General features: G+C 68.5%; 16 protein-coding genes and 1 pseudogene. 6 read left to right on the top strand and 11 right to left on the bottom strand.

Features of this window, described 5'->3' with window-relative positions; genetic code table 11:
- Nucleotides 1-62 precede the first annotated feature (62 nt).
- Nucleotides 63-536, top strand: a complete 474-nt coding sequence (locus EPAKOI_RS21305; protein WP_124686317.1) for an Lrp/AsnC family transcriptional regulator — start codon at nt 63-65, stop codon at nt 534-536.
- A gap of 136 nt (nt 537-672) precedes the next feature.
- Complete coding sequence (locus EPAKOI_RS21300) at nt 673-1,266, top strand: hypothetical protein (RefSeq protein WP_423193588.1); 594 nt, start codon at nt 673-675, stop codon at nt 1,264-1,266.
- A gap of 9 nt (nt 1,267-1,275) precedes the next feature.
- On the opposite strand, the gene EPAKOI_RS21295 is transcribed toward EPAKOI_RS21300, so the two are convergent.
- The gene (locus EPAKOI_RS21295) at nt 1,276-1,602 is read right to left on the bottom strand and encodes a thioredoxin family protein (RefSeq protein ID WP_124686319.1); all 327 of its coding nucleotides are present in this window, start codon (nt 1,600-1,602) and stop codon (nt 1,276-1,278) included.
- A 71-nt stretch (nt 1,603-1,673) separates the two neighbouring features.
- Nucleotides 1,674-3,965 carry an ATP-dependent DNA helicase gene (locus EPAKOI_RS21290; RefSeq protein WP_423193587.1) on the bottom strand — a complete coding sequence of 764 codons (2,292 nt, stop codon included), beginning with the start codon at nt 3,963-3,965 and terminating at the stop codon, nt 1,674-1,676.
- Between the two features lie 162 nt (nt 3,966-4,127).
- Here EPAKOI_RS21290 and xth point away from each other — a divergent pair.
- Nucleotides 4,128-4,910, top strand: a pseudogene (gene xth, locus EPAKOI_RS21285) (exodeoxyribonuclease III); the annotation flags it as partial.
- 254 nt (nt 4,911-5,164) lie between these two features.
- Here xth and EPAKOI_RS21280 read toward each other — a convergent pair.
- The 4 genes from EPAKOI_RS21280 to EPAKOI_RS21265 form a co-directional block, all read right to left on the bottom strand.
- Nucleotides 5,165-5,770, bottom strand: coding sequence for a TetR/AcrR family transcriptional regulator (locus EPAKOI_RS21280; RefSeq protein ID WP_313840133.1), 606 nt, complete (start codon nt 5,768-5,770; stop codon nt 5,165-5,167).
- A 240-nt stretch (nt 5,771-6,010) separates the two neighbouring features.
- The gene (locus EPAKOI_RS21275) at nt 6,011-6,595 is read right to left on the bottom strand and encodes a copper resistance protein CopQ (RefSeq protein WP_423193586.1); all 585 of its coding nucleotides are present in this window, start codon (nt 6,593-6,595) and stop codon (nt 6,011-6,013) included.
- Between the two features lie 398 nt (nt 6,596-6,993).
- Nucleotides 6,994-7,689, bottom strand: coding sequence for a fumarylacetoacetate hydrolase family protein (locus EPAKOI_RS21270; protein WP_423193584.1), 696 nt, complete (start codon nt 7,687-7,689; stop codon nt 6,994-6,996).
- A 39-nt stretch (nt 7,690-7,728) separates the two neighbouring features.
- Nucleotides 7,729-8,154, bottom strand: a complete 426-nt coding sequence (locus tag EPAKOI_RS21265; protein ID WP_124686325.1) for a VOC family protein — start codon at nt 8,152-8,154, stop codon at nt 7,729-7,731.
- 148 nt (nt 8,155-8,302) lie between these two features.
- Between EPAKOI_RS21265 and EPAKOI_RS21260 the strand changes: the two genes are divergently transcribed.
- Nucleotides 8,303-9,169 carry a LysR family transcriptional regulator gene (locus tag EPAKOI_RS21260; RefSeq protein ID WP_124686326.1) on the top strand — a complete coding sequence of 289 codons (867 nt, stop codon included), beginning with the start codon at nt 8,303-8,305 and terminating at the stop codon, nt 9,167-9,169.
- A gap of 3 nt (nt 9,170-9,172) precedes the next feature.
- Here EPAKOI_RS21260 and EPAKOI_RS21255 read toward each other — a convergent pair whose 3' ends face one another.
- Together EPAKOI_RS21255 and EPAKOI_RS21250 are read right to left on the bottom strand one after the other, a co-directional pair.
- Entirely contained in the window at nt 9,173-10,477 is a 1,305-nt protein-coding gene (locus EPAKOI_RS21255) for an MFS transporter (RefSeq protein ID WP_423193583.1), read from the bottom strand.
- Between the two features lie 37 nt (nt 10,478-10,514).
- The gene (locus EPAKOI_RS21250; RefSeq protein ID WP_423193582.1) at nt 10,515-11,123 is read right to left on the bottom strand and encodes a TetR/AcrR family transcriptional regulator; all 609 of its coding nucleotides are present in this window, start codon (nt 11,121-11,123) and stop codon (nt 10,515-10,517) included.
- Nucleotides 11,124-11,294: 171 nt separating this feature from the next.
- On the opposite strand from EPAKOI_RS21250, the gene EPAKOI_RS21245 reads away from it, so the two are divergent.
- Both EPAKOI_RS21245 and EPAKOI_RS21240 read left to right on the top strand, forming a co-directional pair.
- On the top strand, nt 11,295-12,059 hold the full coding sequence (locus EPAKOI_RS21245; RefSeq protein WP_124686329.1) for an SDR family NAD(P)-dependent oxidoreductase: 765 nt from the start codon (nt 11,295-11,297) through the stop codon (nt 12,057-12,059).
- Nucleotides 12,060-12,397: 338 nt separating this feature from the next.
- Nucleotides 12,398-14,341 carry a methyl-accepting chemotaxis protein gene (locus tag EPAKOI_RS21240; RefSeq protein ID WP_423193581.1) on the top strand — a complete coding sequence of 648 codons (1,944 nt, stop codon included), beginning with the start codon at nt 12,398-12,400 and terminating at the stop codon, nt 14,339-14,341.
- A 133-nt stretch (nt 14,342-14,474) separates the two neighbouring features.
- Here EPAKOI_RS21240 and EPAKOI_RS21235 read toward each other — a convergent pair whose 3' ends face one another.
- The 3 genes from EPAKOI_RS21235 to EPAKOI_RS21225 form a co-directional block, all read right to left on the bottom strand.
- Nucleotides 14,475-14,798: a BON domain-containing protein gene (locus EPAKOI_RS21235; RefSeq protein WP_423193579.1), complete on the bottom strand. Its 324-nt coding sequence runs from the start codon at nt 14,796-14,798 to the stop codon at nt 14,475-14,477.
- A complete protein-coding gene (locus tag EPAKOI_RS21230) occupies nt 14,795-15,691 on the bottom strand; it encodes a hypothetical protein (protein ID WP_423193577.1) in 897 nt (298 codons plus the stop codon). The genes EPAKOI_RS21235 and EPAKOI_RS21230 overlap by 4 nt, the downstream gene beginning before the upstream one ends.
- Before the next feature lie 231 nt (nt 15,692-15,922).
- The gene (locus EPAKOI_RS21225) at nt 15,923-16,300 is read right to left on the bottom strand and encodes a hypothetical protein (RefSeq protein ID WP_423193576.1); all 378 of its coding nucleotides are present in this window, start codon (nt 16,298-16,300) and stop codon (nt 15,923-15,925) included.
- Nucleotides 16,301-16,451: the final 151 nt, after the last annotated feature.

Raw genomic sequence — 16,451 nt, 5'->3', positions numbered from 1 at the left:
ACGCAGGGAAACCCTGAGATATGAGATAAGATTTCGTCAAACTGCCATTTGAGGAAATCGAAATGCAGCAAACCGAGCTGGATCGCATCGATCGCCGCTTGCTGGCCGAACTGCAGGAACACGGCCGCGCGTCGAACCTGGAACTGGCCGAGGCGATCAACCTGTCGCCCGCCCAGACCCTGCGCCGCCACCGCCGCCTGGAGGAGGGCGGCATCATCAAGCGCTACGAAGCCCGGCTGGACAGCACCGCCCTGGGCTTCGGCGTGACCGCGTTCATCCACGTGACGATGGAGCGCGGCCACATCCGCGACCTCTCCAGGTTCAAGAGCCTGGTGGCCGAACTGGCGCAGATCCAGGAGTGTTTCTCCGTGACCGGCGACATCGACTACGTGCTCAAGGTGGTGGCCAAGGACCTGAAGTCGCTGTCGGACTTCCTGCTCGACACGCTGATGCGCATCCCGGGCGTGAGCGGCGTGAAGTCCAGCGTCTGCCTGGACGAGATCAAGTGTACGAGTGCGATGCCGCTGGATCCGTAATCCGGTGTGTCATCGGAGAACGCCCGCCTTAGGCGGGCTTTTTTGTGGGTAAGGGTCATAAATCGTAAAACTGCGATGTAGCTGAGAAACGCCCCGTGCTAGAGCTGGCCGTTCCACGAGCAACGGAGCGATCTGAATGAAGCGTACGCCCACCTGCCCGGCTTGTCGTCCACACGGACTGGCCTTCAACGGCTGTTCGCCGAGTTTCGCCTTCTCCCTGCTCGCCTTGTTCGCCACCTTCGGCAACCCCGTGGCCGCCCACGCCACGCCGCCGCAAGCCGTGGTCGAAAGCTGCTTGATGGGCGCCCCCGCTGCCGACGGTATATCGGTCTCTGTCAATGCGCCTGGACACCAATCCATGGAGCAGCGGGGCCAATACCTGCTGGTCTGGCCGGAGGAAGCGTTTGGCACGCGCATTGGTTATGCCACCGATGAGAAAGGCGGGAACGATTACATCTTTGCCGGTCCTTATCGTGGCTACATTCGCCGTGCCGTGGCGCTGACAAAGTGGCGTCCCGAGCGGCTGGAAGTGCCGCTGCTGGCTACTTATGGCGTGGTCCGGCAGGGCAAGCACCGCTATGTCTGTGTGACTGAGGCCAATGGCCAAGGCACGGCCGCGTTTGTCGTGGCCGGTTATATCGGGCGGATGCCGCCGGCCAAAGGCAAAACGATGCGGCTCTACTACACCGTCGCGGACATCAAGACGTTCAAGGCGTTTCCGCCCAGGTGAAGGTGGGATTTACTGATCGATCTTCCGCATCGCCGCCGTAATCTCGGCCGTGGCGTCCGGGCGGACCAGGCGGGCGATTTCCTGGCCATCGCGCAGGAAGATCAGCGTGGGCCAGAGCTTGACGCGGAACGAGCGGCCCAGGGGGCGGCCGCTGCCGTCTTCCACCTTGATGTGGCCGATGCCGGGATGGTCGCGGAACGCGGCTTCGATCAGTGGCTGGGCGCGCTGGCAGAAGCCGCACCAGCCGGTGCCGAATTCGAGGATGGTGGCGCCGGGCAGGGCGTCGATTTCGGCGCGGGTCGGTTCGGGCGTGGTGAAGCTGTGGGTCATGCTCATCGGTCGGGGCTCCGTTCGGCGGGCGATGGACACTGCGCTGACATGCGATTTCCGCGCCAGCGGCGCAAGCGTCATTCTGCCAGCGACGGCGCGGGCATGCTGCGCGGCGCGGCGGTAAGAATTTCCCACCATGCCGGCAAAAGCGCCTGTGCCTCGGCGCGCGCGTAGCGGTCGTCGATCAGCCAGACCACGCCGCGGTCCTGCTGGGTGCGGATCACGCGGCCGGCCGCCTGCACCACCTTGCGCAGGCCGGGGTACAGGTAGGCGTAGTCATAGCCTTGGCCGAACACGGCGTCCATGCGCTCGCGCAGTTGCTCGTTGACCGGGTTGATCTGCGGCAGGCCCAGCGTGGCCACGAAGGCGCCGATCAGGCGGTCGCCGGGCAGGTCGACGCCTTCCGAGAACACGCCCCCGAGCACGGCGAAGCCGATGCCCTGGCCGCCGGGCGCGAAGGCGTCCAGAAAGGCGGCCTGTCCGGCCTCCGACATGCCGCGCGCCTGCGCCCAGGTCGGGATGTCCGGGTGGGACGCCGCCAGCAGCGCGGCGGCCTGCTGCAGGTAGTCGTGGCTGCTGAAAAACGCCAGGTAGTTGCCGGGGCGCGCCGCGAACTGCTCGGCCATCAGCTTTACGATGGCCGGCAGCGATCGCTGCCGCTGGGCGTACCGCGTGGAGATATGGCGCGCCACGTGCACGTCGAGCTGGTCGGCCCGGAATGGCGATGGCACCTCGACCCACACGGCACTGGCGGGCAGCCCGAGCAGGTTGCGATAGTAGTCGGCCGGCTGCAGCGTGGCCGAGAACAGCGTGGTCGAATGCGCGCCGGCAAAGCGCGGCGCCAGGTACGGCGCGGGCAGCAGGTTGCGCACGCAGAGGTCGGCGTCCACGCCGGCCCGCTGGCGCGGCGTGCGCGTGATGTCGAACAGCGAATGCTTGCCGCCGTACTCGGTCAGTTGCTCGGCCAGCCGCAGGAAGTGCATCGCGTCGAAATAAAAGCGTTCCAGCGTGGCGTCATGGCGCTGCGGATGCTCGCTCATGTCGTCGATCACGGCCGTGCAAAGCTGCACCAGCGCCTCGACGAACGCGGCCGGCTCCTCGTCGCGGGTCTCGTAGGCGGCGTCGCCCGACTTGGCCAGCGCGTTCCACTGCCGATAGACGCGGTCCATCGGCCGTTTCAGCGCGGCCGGCGCGGATTGCCGCACGCCGCGGAACGCCGCATGGTCCAGCGTGGCCGTGTACATGCCCCGGCCGCGCTCGACCAGGTTGTGCGCCTCGTCCACCAGCACGCTCACGCGCCACTCGTTCATGGCTGTCAGCATGTACAGCAGCCCGCTGCGGTCGAAATAGTAGTTGTAGTCGGCCACGACGAGGTCGCTCCAGCGGATCATCTCCTGGCCCAGGTAATACGGGCAGACCTGATGCTGGCGCGCGATCTCGCGCAGCGCGGGCCGGTCCAGCAGCGGCGCGTGGCTCGCGGCCTCGCGGGCGGCGGGCAGGCGATCGTAAAAGCCCTGCGCCAACGGGCAGGAATCGCCATGGCAGGCCAGGTCCGGGTGCTCGCACGACTTGTCGCGCGCGGTCAGCTCCAGCACGCGCAGCGGGGTGTCGTCGGCATGCTGGCGAAGCTGGCGGGTGGCGTGGAGCGCGACGGCCCGGCCCGTGGAACGGGCGGACAGGAAGAACACCTTGTCCAGGCGCTGGGTCGGCATGGCCTTGAGCGCCGGAAAAACGGTGCCGATCGACTTGCCGATGCCGGTGGGCGCCTGCGCCAGCAGCGTCCGCGCCGACGCGTTGGCCTTGTAGACCGATTCGGCCAGCAGCCGCTGGCCCTCGCGGAACGTGCCGTGCGGAAAGGCCAGCGACTGCAGCCCCGCGTCGCGGCCCTCGCGATGGGCGGCCTCGCGTTCGGCCCAGTGCATGAAGCGCCGGCAACTGTCCTCGAAGAACGCGCGCAGCGCTGGCGCCTCGTAGCGCTCCTTCAGCACGCGCTCGCGCTGGCTGACGATGTCGAAGTAGACCAGCGCCACGTCGATATGGTCGAGCTGGCGCGACTGGCAGAGCAGCCAGCCATAGATCCTGGCCTGCGCCCAGTGCAGGGCCTGGTGGTTCTGCGGAATCTCGACCTTCTCGCCGCGCACGGTTTTGATTTCCTCGACGCGGTTGGCCACCGGGTTATAGCCATCGGCCCGGCCGCGCACGCGCAGTCCCTCGAAATCGGCGGCGAGCGATACCTCGGCCTCGTAGCCGGGGCCGCGCCGGGCCGTCACCACGCCATGGCCAGCCACGCCTTCCTGCCCGGTGGGCGACGGCGTGAAGCGCAGGTCGAGGTCCCCGGCCTTGGCCGTGAACTCGCACAGCGTGCGCACGGCGACGGTATAGCGGGGGGGGGCGGGGCGGAAGTGACGGACAAGGCGCTGAAAGGATGAAAATCGCGGGACTGTATGAATATACAGTGATCGGACACCGACAGGAAATCCGCGCCGACGAATCTAAGATGAAGCACCGAACCGGCCCGGAGGATCCGCCCGATGCATTCGCTCAAGATTGCCACCTTCAACATCAATGGCGTGCGCACGCGCCTGCAGTCGCTGCTGACGTGGCTCGAACGCGAGGCGCCCGACGTGGCCTGCCTGCAGGAGCTGAAGGCCGTGGACGAAGGCTTTCCGATCGACGAGATCCGCGCGGCCGGCTACGGGGCGATCTGGCATGGCCAGAAGTCGTGGAACGGCGTGGCGATTCTGGCTCGGGGCACGGACCCGGTGGAAGTGCGGCGCGGCCTGCCCGGCGCGGAAGACGACACGCAGAGCCGCTACCTGGAGGCCGCCGTGGAGGGCGTGCTGATCGCCTGCCTGTACCTGCCGAATGGCAACCCGCAGCCGGGGCCGAAGTTCGAGTACAAGCTGGCGTGGTTTGAACGGCTGATCCGCCACGCCCAGGCGCTGCGCGACAGCGGCCACCCGGTGGTTATCGCCGGCGACTTCAACGTGGTGCCGACCGACGACGACATCTACAACACGCGCTCGTGGCTCAAGGACGCGCTGCTGCAGCCGGAAAGCCGCGAGTGCTACCGGCGGCTGCTGGCGCAGGGCTGGACCGACGCGCTGCGCGCGCGGTATCCCGACGAGAAGATCTACACGTTCTGGGATTACTTCCGCCAGCACTGGCAGACCAACTCGGGGCTGCGGATCGACCACTTGCTGCTGAGCCCGGAGCTGCGCATGCGCGATGCGGGCGTGGACAAGTGGGTGCGGGGCGAGGAAAAGGCGAGCGACCACGCGCCGGCGTGGGTCGTGATCGACGTGCAGGGCGGGGCGGGGGAGGAGGCGGTCGGCAGGAAGCCGGCGGCGAAAAAGACGGCGGCGAAGAAGACGGCGGCGAAGAAGAAGGGGGCAGCGAAGAAGGTCCCGGCGAAGAAGGCGGCGGCGAAGAAGCCCGCGGCCAAGCCGGCGTCCGAGGCAAAAAAACCGCCGGGAGGACGACCCCGGCGTCGGAGAAAGAGGTGACGCCCGTCGCGAGAGCAAGACGGCGGGCGTCGGGCGCCTGAACCGGGGCGCCCTGAAATCGTTCAGGCGGGCACCGGCTCGCGGTGAGCCACCACGCAGAGCGATCCGCGCACCGCGCCCAGCAGCATGTCGGCGGCGGCATCGAGCCGGTCCGTCGAGCCCGACATCCGCGCGGTGATGATGCCGTTCTGGATCGCGCCATACAGCACCTTGGCCAGCGCCGGCGGCGGCACCGGATACGGCTGGCCGCTTTCGATCTCGGTCCGGCGCAGCAGGTTGGCAATCCAGGTCTCGTTGGCCTGGAAATGCTCCTGCAGGTATTTGCGGATCGAATCGGGCAGCGCCAGCACCTCGGCGGACAGCATGCCGGCCAGGCAGATCTGGTTCAGCCCGATGTCGTTGCGCAGCGGGCCAACGTAGCGCTCGGCCTGCTCGATCAGCGGCGCCGACGTGTCGATCGCGGCCAGCCGGGCCTGCGAGCGTTCGCGGTACAGGCGCACCACCTCCAGCACCAGGTCGTCCTTGGCCGGGAAGTAGTAGTGGATGCTCGACGTCTTCACGCCCACCAGCTCCGCCAGGTCGCGGTAGCTGAAACCGTTGTAGCCCCGTTGCCGGATCAGCACGGAGGCGTGCTCGAGCAGTTGATCACGTACGGAATGCGTCTTCATTTCGGTTGCCCGCGCCAGCCTGGCGCCGGACCCTCCTGTTATCGGTGCGTCGGCATCCTGCCCAGGGCAGGCGTCAGACGGTCATCGTCTGCGCAACCAGCGATAGGACTGCGCCGCTGGCGAGGCAAAGCACCACCCAGCCGCCCAGGATCAGGGCTGTGTCACGCAAGGTCATGATGTCACTCCAGAATTCGATGCCGGCGGCGCCCCGGGTTTGCCCGGGCGCCACCGGCGCGGGGATCAGGCCAGCGCGCCGTCGGTGTAGACGTCGGTCGAACGGGCGCCGTCGAAGTACGGGTTGCGCGGACCGTTGCCGCGGGCGCCGTCCAGGTACGGATCGACCTTGCGGGCCGGGCTGGCAGACACACCCTTCGTGTCCAGGCCGGCCACGGTGCGGGCACCGTCGGTGTACGGGTCGAACTTGCCGATCTTGGCGCCGTCGGTGAACGGGTCGGCCTTGCCGATGCGGGCACCGTCGGTGAAGACGTCGCGGCTGCCCACGGCGGCCACCAGGCCGTCACGGTTGGTCACGCGGGCACCTTCGGTGAAGACGTCGCGCTGGCCGATGCCGGCCACCAGGCCGTCACGGTTCGTCACACGTGCGCCGTCGGTGTAGGCATCGCGGGTGCCGATGCGGGCGCCTTCGCTGAACGAGTCGAACTTGCCTTGGCGGGCGCCGTCGGTGAAGGCGCTGCGCGGGTCGTTGACGCGGTAGCTGTAGCCGTAGACTTCGCCGGCCTTCTGCACGGCGGGGGCGGCCTGGGCGGTGCCAGCAACGAAAGCGGCGGCGAGGGCGGCGGCGGTAACGATGGTCTTGACGTTCATGATGCTCTCCTTTGCTCGGGCCGGCGATCCTGGTTCAGGGGCGGGTCGGGGGCCGATGTCTGTTTGGCGATATCGCGATCTTTCTTTGTTGCTATCTACTGATAGGTAGATGGCGGGGGCTAAAAAAAAGACCGCTTCCGGTACTGACTATCCAACCTGTGATGCTTGGCTTCGGCGCTGTTCGCTTTGTCTTGCTGCGGCAGTGCGTCGTCCATGGCTCGAATATTATCTACTACTAGATAGATAGGCAAGGAAAATTTGGAGAAACTGCGATGTACTTCTGGAGGTCTGCCTCTAGACCCTTCACTGGCCCATCGTAAAACTTTGAATTCAAAAAGAAAAACGTCGGCACCGCTGACGCGATGCCGACGCTCCGGCTTCCCGGGGTCGCCCGGGCTCTAGCGCTGGCCGATCGAAAAAGCGATCTCTCCGACACCTTCGACGCCGCCAGTCACCTTGTCGCCGGGGTTCAGCGCGCCCACGCCGGCCGGCGTGCCGGTGAAGATCAGGTCGCCGGGCTGCAGCGTCATCGCTTCGGAGATATAGGCGATGACATCCGCCACCGGCCAGATCAGCTCGTTCAGGTCGCCCTGCTGGCGGGGCTCACCGTTGACCTTGAGCCAGATCGCGCCCTGGGCCGGGTGCCCGATGGCGGACACCGGCTGCAGCGGGCCGCACGGGCCCGACGCGTCGAACGACTTCGACCAGTCCCACGGGCGGCTCATCTTCTTGGCCACGTCCTGCAGGTCGCGGCGCGTCAGGTCCACGCCCACGCCGTAGCCCCAGACCAGGTCCAGCGCCTGCGCCGGCGTGACGTTGGCGCCCGGCTTGCCGATGGCCACCACCAGTTCGATCTCGTGGTGCAGGTTCTCCGTCAGCGGCGGGTAGGGCACCGTGCCCTCGGCAGCCACCACGGCGTCGGCCGGCTTGGTGAAGAAGAACGGCGGCTCGCGGTCCGGGTCCTTGCCCATCTCGCGGGCGTGCGCGGCGTAGTTGCGGCCCACGCAGAACACGCGGCGGATCGGAAAACGGGCCTGGCTGCCGGCCACTGCAACGCTCGGCTGCGGCGCCGGCTGGATGACGAAATCGGTCATGGTCTCGCTCGGTGGAAGAAATGGTGGGCTGACGGCCGGTTACTTGGCAAACACCTGGCTCATGTCGCCGAATGCCTTGAATTCCAGGGCGTTGCCCGACGGATCCAGGAAGAACATCGTGGCCTGCTCGCCCACCTGGCCTTTGAAGCGCACGTGCGGCTCGATCACGAAACGGGTGCCGGCGGCGCGCAGCTTGTCGGCCAGCCGCTCCCATTCGTCCATCGGCAGGATCGCGCCGAAGTGGCGGACCGGCACGTCGTCGCCGTCGACGGCGCTGGTGGCGCGATGGCCGCACTCGTCGGGCGACAGGTGCGCCACCACCTGGTGGCCGTAGAAGTTGAAGTCGACCCAGGCATCGGAACTGCGGCCTTCCGGGCAGCCGAGCAGGTCGCCGTAGAACTGGCGGGCCGTCGCAAGGTCGTGGACCGGAAAGGCCAGGTGGAACAGGGGAATGGCGGCAGTCATGGCTTTCTGTAGGGGTGTGGAAAGGACTGTCGTTGATTGTAATCAGCAGAACTCGTAATATGAAACGAATGATTTTCTGACTGAGCATCGAAATTTTCGATGCCTGGCGCGCTGCTCGCTCCGCCATCCACACCGCCGCCCCCGCCCCGTGCTCCGTTATTTCAAGACCTTCCTCGTCGCCGCCGAAACCGGCTCGTTCTCGGCCGCCGGCGCGCGGCTTGGCCTGACCCAGTCGGCGGTCAGCACCCAGATCCGCCGGCTGGAGGAAGACCTCGGCTGCACGCTGTTCGACCGCTCCGGCAAGTCCGTGACGCTGAGCGACGAAGGCCAGCAGGCGCTGGCCGATGCCGCGCGGATCGTGGCGCTCTATGAATCGATGAAAGGTGCGCGGGCGCAGCGCGATACGGCGCCGCTGGACCTGGGCGCCGTGTCGACGGTGCAGTCGAGCCTGCTGCCGCGCGCGATGCAGCGCTTTCGCCAGGCGCATCCCGACACGCACGTGAACATTGTGCCGGGCATGTCGACGCAGTTGCTGACGCAGGTCGATGCCCGCGAGCTCGACATCGCCGTGCTGGTCAAGCCCCGGCTGGGCATCCCGCCCGAACTGAAATGGGTGCCGCTGATCCACGAGCGATTCGTGGCCGTGGCGCCGCCGGGGTCGCCGGACACGCTCAAGGCGCTGCTGGAAACCGTGCCGTTCATCCGCTACAACCGCCATTCAACCGGCGGCCAGCTGGTGGACCGCTACCTGCGGCGCCACCGGTTCTGGGTGCGCGAGGGCATGGAGCTGGACGAGCCCGCCGTGATCCTGCAGATGGTCAGCGAGGGGCTGGGCTGCGCGATCATCCCGTCGGCGCTGGTCCCGCTGCGGCAGACGCCGAACATCGTCGAGGTGCCGATGCCGGGCCAGCCGCTGTATCGCGAGATCGGCGTGCTGGTGCGGCAGTCGGCGCTCAAGCGCGCGCCGGCCGCCGCGCTGATCGACGCCTTTGCCGCGGCCAGCCGCGATCTCTAGCGCTTACGCCTGCGCGGCGCGCACGGCCGGCTCGGGCGACTTGCGGCGCACCATCAGCGCCAGCAGCGCGGCCAGCAGGCAGGCCGATCCCGCCACATAGAGCGCCGGGGAATAGGTCAGCCACAGCGTGCGCGACAGCCCTGCGCCAAACGCCGCCGTCGCCGCGCCGATCTGGTGCGCGGCAAAGATCCAGCCGAACACCATCGGCGCGCGCTCGCGGCCGAACGTGCTGCCGGCCAGCTTGATCGTCGGCGGCACCGTGGCAATCCAGTCCAGGCCGTAAAACATCGCAAAGATCGACAGGCCGTAGAGCGTGAATTCCGAATGCGGCAGCCAGAACAGCGACAGGCCGCGCAGCGCGTAGTACCAGAACAGCAGCTTGCGGCTGTCGTAGCGGTCCGACAGCCAGCCCGACAGGATGGTGCCGACGAAGTCGAACGCGCCCATCATCGCCAGCGCCGATGCCGCCGGCACGGCCGACATGCCGAAGTCCGCGCACAGCGCGATGAAGTGCGTCTGGATCAGCCCGTTGGTCGACAGCCCGCAGATGAAGAACGTGCCGGCCAGGATCCAGAACGTCTGCGTGCGGGCGGCCTCGCCCAGCACGACGAACGGGCCCTTCCAGGACATCGGCACGGCCGCTGGCGCCGGGGCGGGCGCGGCCGGGGTGGCCGGTACCTCGCCGAATGGCGCCAGGCCCACGTCGGACGGCCGGTTGCGCATCAGCCCCAGCACGACCAGCGCCAGCGTGCCGCACGCCGCCAGCACCGGCAGCACGGCCACGCGCCAGCCCATGTGCTCGATCAGCCAGGCCGCCACGGGCAGGAAGGCCAGTTGGCCGGTGGCCGAACTGGCCGTCAGCAGGCCAATCACGAGCCCGCGCCGCGCCGTGAACCAGCGGTTGGCGACCAGCGCGGCCAGCACCAGCGCCGTCAGGCCGGAGCCAACGCCGAGCATCAGCCCCCAGGCCAGGAACAGTTGCCAGAGCTGGGTTGATACCGTGGCCAGCGCCATGCCGCCGGCAATCAGCGCCAGCGCCGCGCAGACCACGTTGCGGATGCCGAAGCGCTCCATCAGGATCGCGGAAAACGGCGCCATCAGGCCGAACAGCGCAAAGCGGAAGGCCAGGATCGACGAGACCTGGTCGGTGCTCCAGCCCATCTCAGCGGTCAACGGTTTCAGGAAGGCGCCGGGCAGACCGAGCGCGGCGGAAGTGGTCAGCATCACGCAGAACGTGAGGCTGGCGACGATCCAGGCGTAATGGACGCCGCGCCGGTCCAGCCGGCGGGAAAGGGCTTGCGCGAACATGGGGCTCCGGGATGGGTGGGGGCTCAGGAAAAAGAAGTCAGGCGGCGGCGGGCACCGGGTTGGCCAGCAGGGCGGCGCGGGCGGCGTCGAGAATTTCGTCGGACAGCGCGTCGCCGGCCGTGGCGCGCGCCAGCGTGATGGCGCCGACCATTGTGGCCAGTTCCAGCAGGGCGGTGCGATGGGCGGCGTCGGCCGTGTCCGGCTGGGCCGGGGCGGTCGATTTCCAGGCGGCCAGCAGTTGCCGGATACCGTCGACGTACGCCTGCCGCACGGGTTTGCCGGCCGGTTCGCGCGCCACGTCGCCAACCAGTGCCGACGCGGGGCAGCCATGCCCCGGCGCGTCGCGGTGCCGCTCGTGCAGGTACGACGTGACCAGTGCCTCACGTGCGGCGCGCGGGCTGCCGGCGTCGGCGATCCGCTGTTCCCACAGCGCGGCGGAATCGCTGAACGCCCGCGCGCAGGCGACGGCTGCCAGGTCGTCCTTCGACGCAAAGTGACCGTAGAAGCCACCGTGCGTCAGGCCCGCGTCGGCCATCACCTGTGCGACCGATACGCCATGCAGGCCATGCTGGCGGAACAGGCGGGCTGACGAAGCCTCGATGGCCGACCTATGCTGATCGGCAACTGTCCGCGATGCGCGTGCCATATCCGTTCCTCCCCGATGCAATCGTGCAGATGGAAAAATTGCGCTTGCCAGGAGTTTATATGACATCCATACTTTATTCAATAGATGTTGGTCGTCATCCAAAAGACCCGATGGCGGGCCAGCGTCGACACCCCTGTTGAAACCTCTGTCTCATCCAAAGGAGAACCTGCCATGTTCAAACTGTTCGATATGTCCGGCCGCGTCGCGGTGGTGACCGGATCCACCAAGGGAATGGGCCTGGAGATGGCCCGCGCGCTGGGCCAGGCCGGTGCGCGCGTGGTTGTGTCGGGCCGGGCGGCCGATGTGTCCGAGCAGGTGGCGGCCGGGCTGCGCGAGCAGGGCATCGACGCCACGGGCATCGCCTGCGACATCGTCGATCTGGCCAGCGTGCGCGCATTTGCCGACCAGGTGCTGGCCAAGTTTGGCCGCGTGGACGCGCTGGTGCTGAACGCGGCCGGCAGCACGGCCGTCGGGTCGATGCTGGGGCAGGGGCCCGAGCAGTTCGACGAGGTGATGGCCGGCAACGTGCGCGGCAACCTCGTGCTGGTCAACGCGCTGGCGCCGCAGATGATGGAGCGCAAGGACGGCTCGATCACGTTCATGTCGAGCATCGCCGCGCGCCGCGGATCGGCCATGCTGGCGCTCTACAGCATCTCCAAGGGCGCCACGGACCTGGCCATGCGCAACCTCGCGCAGACGCTGGGACCGTACAACATCAACGTCAACAGCATCAACCCCGGCCCGGTACGCACCGATTTCTCGCGCGACGCGCTCTGGGGCGACCCCGAACGCGAAAAGGCCCTGTCCGCCGGCATCCCCCTGCGCCGCATCGCCGAAGCAGTCGATGTGGCCGGCCTTGCCCTGCTGCTGGCCTCGCCGGCAGGCCGCTATATCTCCGGACAGACGATCGGGGTGGATGGCGGGGCTACGGCTTGAGGTAAGGGGTTTCAAGCGGCTACGGGTTTCTCCCCTCTCCCGCGGGCGGGAGAGGGGCCGGGGGAGAGGGCGTCGAGGCTCTGCTTGCCGACCCGTCGCATATAGCGCCGCCGGCCCTCTCCCCCTACCCCTCTCCCACAAGTGGGAGAGGGGAGCCAACCATCGGCGTGAGACGCTCGTCGGAGCGCCAAATCCGTGCCCCGCCGCACCCCCACTGTGCGCGGCCTGCACCCCGGTTGTGCAACATCAAAATCCCTTCGAAATAGCAGGAAAAACGGCTTCATTCCGCGGTATTGCCGCCGTTACAGCGGGCAAAGGACTTCGATACAAGGAGCATCGTGACCGCTTTCCTGACCCCTGCCATCCGCCTGATGGCGCGGCTGACCATCTCGCGCAAGCTGGTGCTGTTGTCCGTGCTCTTCCTGATCCCGCTGTGCGGGGCGCTGTTCGCCGTGCTGAACCAGTCGGTGCAGTCGATCCACGAGACGCGCGACGAGCAGCGCGGCCTGAAGCTGGCCGGGCTGGCGCTGGATTTCATGCGCGAGACGCAGGTGCGCCGTGGCGCGGCCAACGGCGTGCTGCTGGGCAACGCCAGCTTCCGGCCCACGTTCGATGCCGCCGATGGCAAGGCCGGGCAGCACCTGGCGGCGTTGCTGGCAGAGGCGGCGGCCGTGCAGTCCTTCGACGTGGTGCCCGACGCCAGAAAGCTTGACGAAGGCTGGCAGCAGATTCGCCGGCTCGGGCTGGACACGGCCGCCGCGCCGCTGTTCGGCCGTCATACGGACCTGGTCAAGCAGACGCGCCTGTTCATTGCGGACGTGGCCGACCGGTCGTCGCTGGCGCTGGATCCCGAGGCCGGTTCCTACTATCTGGTCAACCTGATGGTCGGGCCGATGCCCAAGCTGGCCGAGGTCAGCGCGCTGGCACGCGGGCGCGGCGCTGGCATCGTCGCGCAGGGTGGCTACTCCGACGCCGCCCAGCAGGCCGACCTGGCGGCGCTGGCCGACCAGATCCAGGACGGGCTGGAAACGGTGCGCCGCGACATGGCGCGCGTGGAGCACGGCGCGCCGCAGTACCGCGACCGCGTGGCCGCGGCGGTGCGCCAGCTGGCCGCCGTCGACAACTTCTATCGCACGCTCAAGGTCAGCATGCTGGGGTCGGCTGGCATCACGATCGATGCCAAGACGTACTTCGCCGAAGGCACGGCCGCGATCGACGCCGTGTCGGTGGTCAGCCGCGAGTTCGCGACGCTGGCGCAAACCATGCTGGCCCAGCGCGTGGCGGCGGAACAGCGCAAGCTGGCGCTGCTGGCCACCATCGCGCTGGCGACGGTCGGCGGCGCGCTGTACCTGTTTGCCGGGTTCAGCCGGGGCATGCGCGACGACGTGCGCGACGTGGCCGACCTTGTCGCGCGCATCAACAGCGGCGACCTGTCCGTGCGGATCGAGGCCCACGGCCGCGACGAACTGGGCGACGTGAAACGGCACCTGATGACGCTGGTGGACGCGTGGCGCGGCATCATCGGCGACACGCGCGACAGCGCGCAGAACGTGCTGGTGGCGGCTGGCCAGATCGCGCAGGGCAACGCCGACCTGTCGCAGCGCACCGAGGCGCAGGCGTCGTCGCTGGAACAGACGGCGGCGAGCATGGAGGAGCTGACGTCGATCGTCCGGCAGAACGCCGGCAACGCCAGCCAGGCCAGCACGCTGGCGGCCGAGGCGGCCAGCGTCGCGGTGGCCGGCGGCGAGGCCGTGGTGCGGATGCGCCAGACCATGAGCGAGATCGAGGCCGATTCGCGCCGCATCGTCGACATCATCGCCGTGATCGACAGCATCGCTTTCCAGACCAATATCCTGGCGCTCAATGCCGCCGTGGAAGCGGCCCGCGCCGGCGAGCTGGGGCGCGGCTTTGCCGTGGTGGCGGGCGAGGTCCGCACGCTGGCGCAGCGTGCCGCGACGTCGGCCAAGGAGATTCGCGGGGTGATCTCGCAGTCGGCCGGGCGCGTGGCCAGCGGCACGGCGCTGGCTAACGACACGGCGGCGACCATGGACGGCGTGGTGGCAGCGGTGCAGCGCATGACCGGCATGATGGACGACATCAGCCGCGCCTCGCACGAGCAGAGCGGCGGCATCGCACAGGTGAACCAGGCCGTCACGCAGATGGACCAGGTGACGCAGCAGAACGCCGCGCTGGTGGAAGAGGCCGCGGCGGCCGCGCGGGCGCTGCAGGAGCAGGCCGAGCGGATGGAACAGGCGGTCAGCGTGTTCCGGCTGGCGGCCTGACCGGCGGACAGTCACCCGGGGGGTGCCGGTCCGGACATAAAAAGGGCGCCCGCTGTGACACAGGCGCCAAGTCCCAATCAGCCTTCCGGACGGAGGCGGTGGCCGGGGCGGCGGCAAGGCGCCGCCGCCGCGATCACCAGCCGTTGAAGCCGCCGGCGCCGCTTACCGCTTTATCGACATCCTGCGGCCGCTGGACGCGGATGTTGTTCTCGACCTCGGTGACGCCGAACGTGTTGTCCGCCAGGTCCTCGATGTCGTACTTCTGGCCGCGCGTCTGCACGGTGCCGCTCAGCGTGACCTTGCCCTTGTCGACGTCGACGGACACCTCGCGGACGTCGAGCCCGGTGGTGAACGTCAGGCGCTCGCAGATCTCGTCGCGGATGCGCTCGTCGGTGCGCGTGTAGCCGCGCGGGCCGGTGCGCTTTTCCTCGGAGTCCGAACCGAACCATTCGCTCATGACCTGGCCGATGCGGTGGCCCAGGTTGTAGAGCGGGCCGTGTTCTTCCTCGCGGTACTCGCGGTCGTCGTCGTCACGGTCGCGCCAGTCGTTGCCGGACGAACGGCGCTGGCCGTAGCCAAGCTCCTCGTCGTAGCCGCGCGCGACATGTAGTCGCGCCCGTAGCGCTGCGCGTGCTGCGGGCGGTTGTCGCCCCATTCGTCGCGCGGTTCGGTCCAGTAGCGGGTGTCGCTGCGCAGGTCGTTGAAGTAGGCAGTCTGCCCGCCCTGGCCACGCTGGCCCCGATAGGCCGGCGCGCGCCGCTCGGCTTCGCGCAGCCATTCCTGGTCCGCATTGCCGAAGCCACGCTGCTGGCCGTAGCCGGTGTCGCTGAACTGGCCGCGCTGCTGGCTGCCGTAGCGCTCGCCCGACCCACCGCCGTAGCCGTACTTGCCGCCGTAGCCGCCATAGCCACTTTCGCCGCCGAAGTCGCGCTGCTGCTGCCCGCGCTGCCGGCCGCGCTGGGCGCCCGTGTCGCCCACGTCACCGTAATCGCCATATTCGCTGGCGTATTGCCGGCTCTTGTACTGCTCCTGCAGGCGCCAGTTTTCTTCCTGCTCCGGCTCCCAGCCGTAGCCGCCGTTGAGCCCGTAGCGCAGGTTGCTGCCCTGTTCGCTGCCGCTGCGGTAGCCCGACGGCACGGGACCGCCTTCGCTCAATTGTCCCGGCGTCAGCCGCTGGCGGCGGCGCGCCTCGTCCCAGCTATCGCCCGACGATTCGGGCTGCCAGTCGTCACGGGTCCATCGGGAGCCGCGGTTGTCGTCCCAGGGGTCACCCAGGTCGTCGTCGCGCCGGTTGTCCTCGGCTCGCCAGGGGGTGTTCCGGCGATATCGCTCGCTTTGGTAGTCGCCCATGTTGCGCTCCTGAAAAGTTGCGGTTGCCATGCGTGCCGCAACGGGCATCCCGCCGGGCACGGCTGGCCATGTCGCTGGCCATTCCAGGATGGGGGCAAGTTCCGTACCGTCGCCGCCCGCCCTTGTGGAGACTGGCGTGGCGGGCGAAGCGGCGGGCCGGCGCCATGCAAGCGTTGCCCGGCTGCATGTAAAGACTGCACGTCGGCGGGGCGGGGCAGGGACCGGCGCGTGTCAGGGAGCGTTCACACGGCGCAGGTTGCCCGATGGCGGGGCCAGCATCGGCGCCCCGGCCGCTGGCGAGGACGGCGCCGGGCCCGGCGACGGCTCGGGGCGGGCGCCGCGCGGCTCCCGGACCGGCGCGATGCCTTCCACGGTATTGAACAGCTGGCTGTGCGCGTAGTCGACGGCCGTGGCTTCCAGGAAATTGGGCAGCGTCGGCTGCGCGGGCGGGTTTGGGAGCGGCCGGTCGGCGTGCGCCCCGGCGTGCCAGCACAGCAGCAGCACCCGCAACAGCAGGATGAATCCGCGCAGGCGGTAGCGGAAGAAGCGGGCTTCGGGCGGCAGGCGCGGCGCGACGGCGCCCGGCCGCGGCTGGGGCGGAATCAACATGACGGTCTCCGGGGGAGCGCGAACGCTCGGGATCAGCAAGGCGGCGGCGCCGCGCTCGATGCCGCGGCGGGCGCCGCGGATGCTCCGTCAGATTGCAGAGAACATGCCATCGGCAATCCCGACCCCGGAAGGTGGCCAACGCCACTTTCGA

It is taken from the genome of Cupriavidus sp. H18C2 (genome assembly GCF_049393795.1).
Taxonomy (GTDB): domain Bacteria; phylum Pseudomonadota; class Gammaproteobacteria; order Burkholderiales; family Burkholderiaceae; genus Cupriavidus; species Cupriavidus pauculus_C.
Note: the sequence above shows the minus strand (reverse complement) of the source record. Positions and strands in the feature narration are given on the sequence as shown.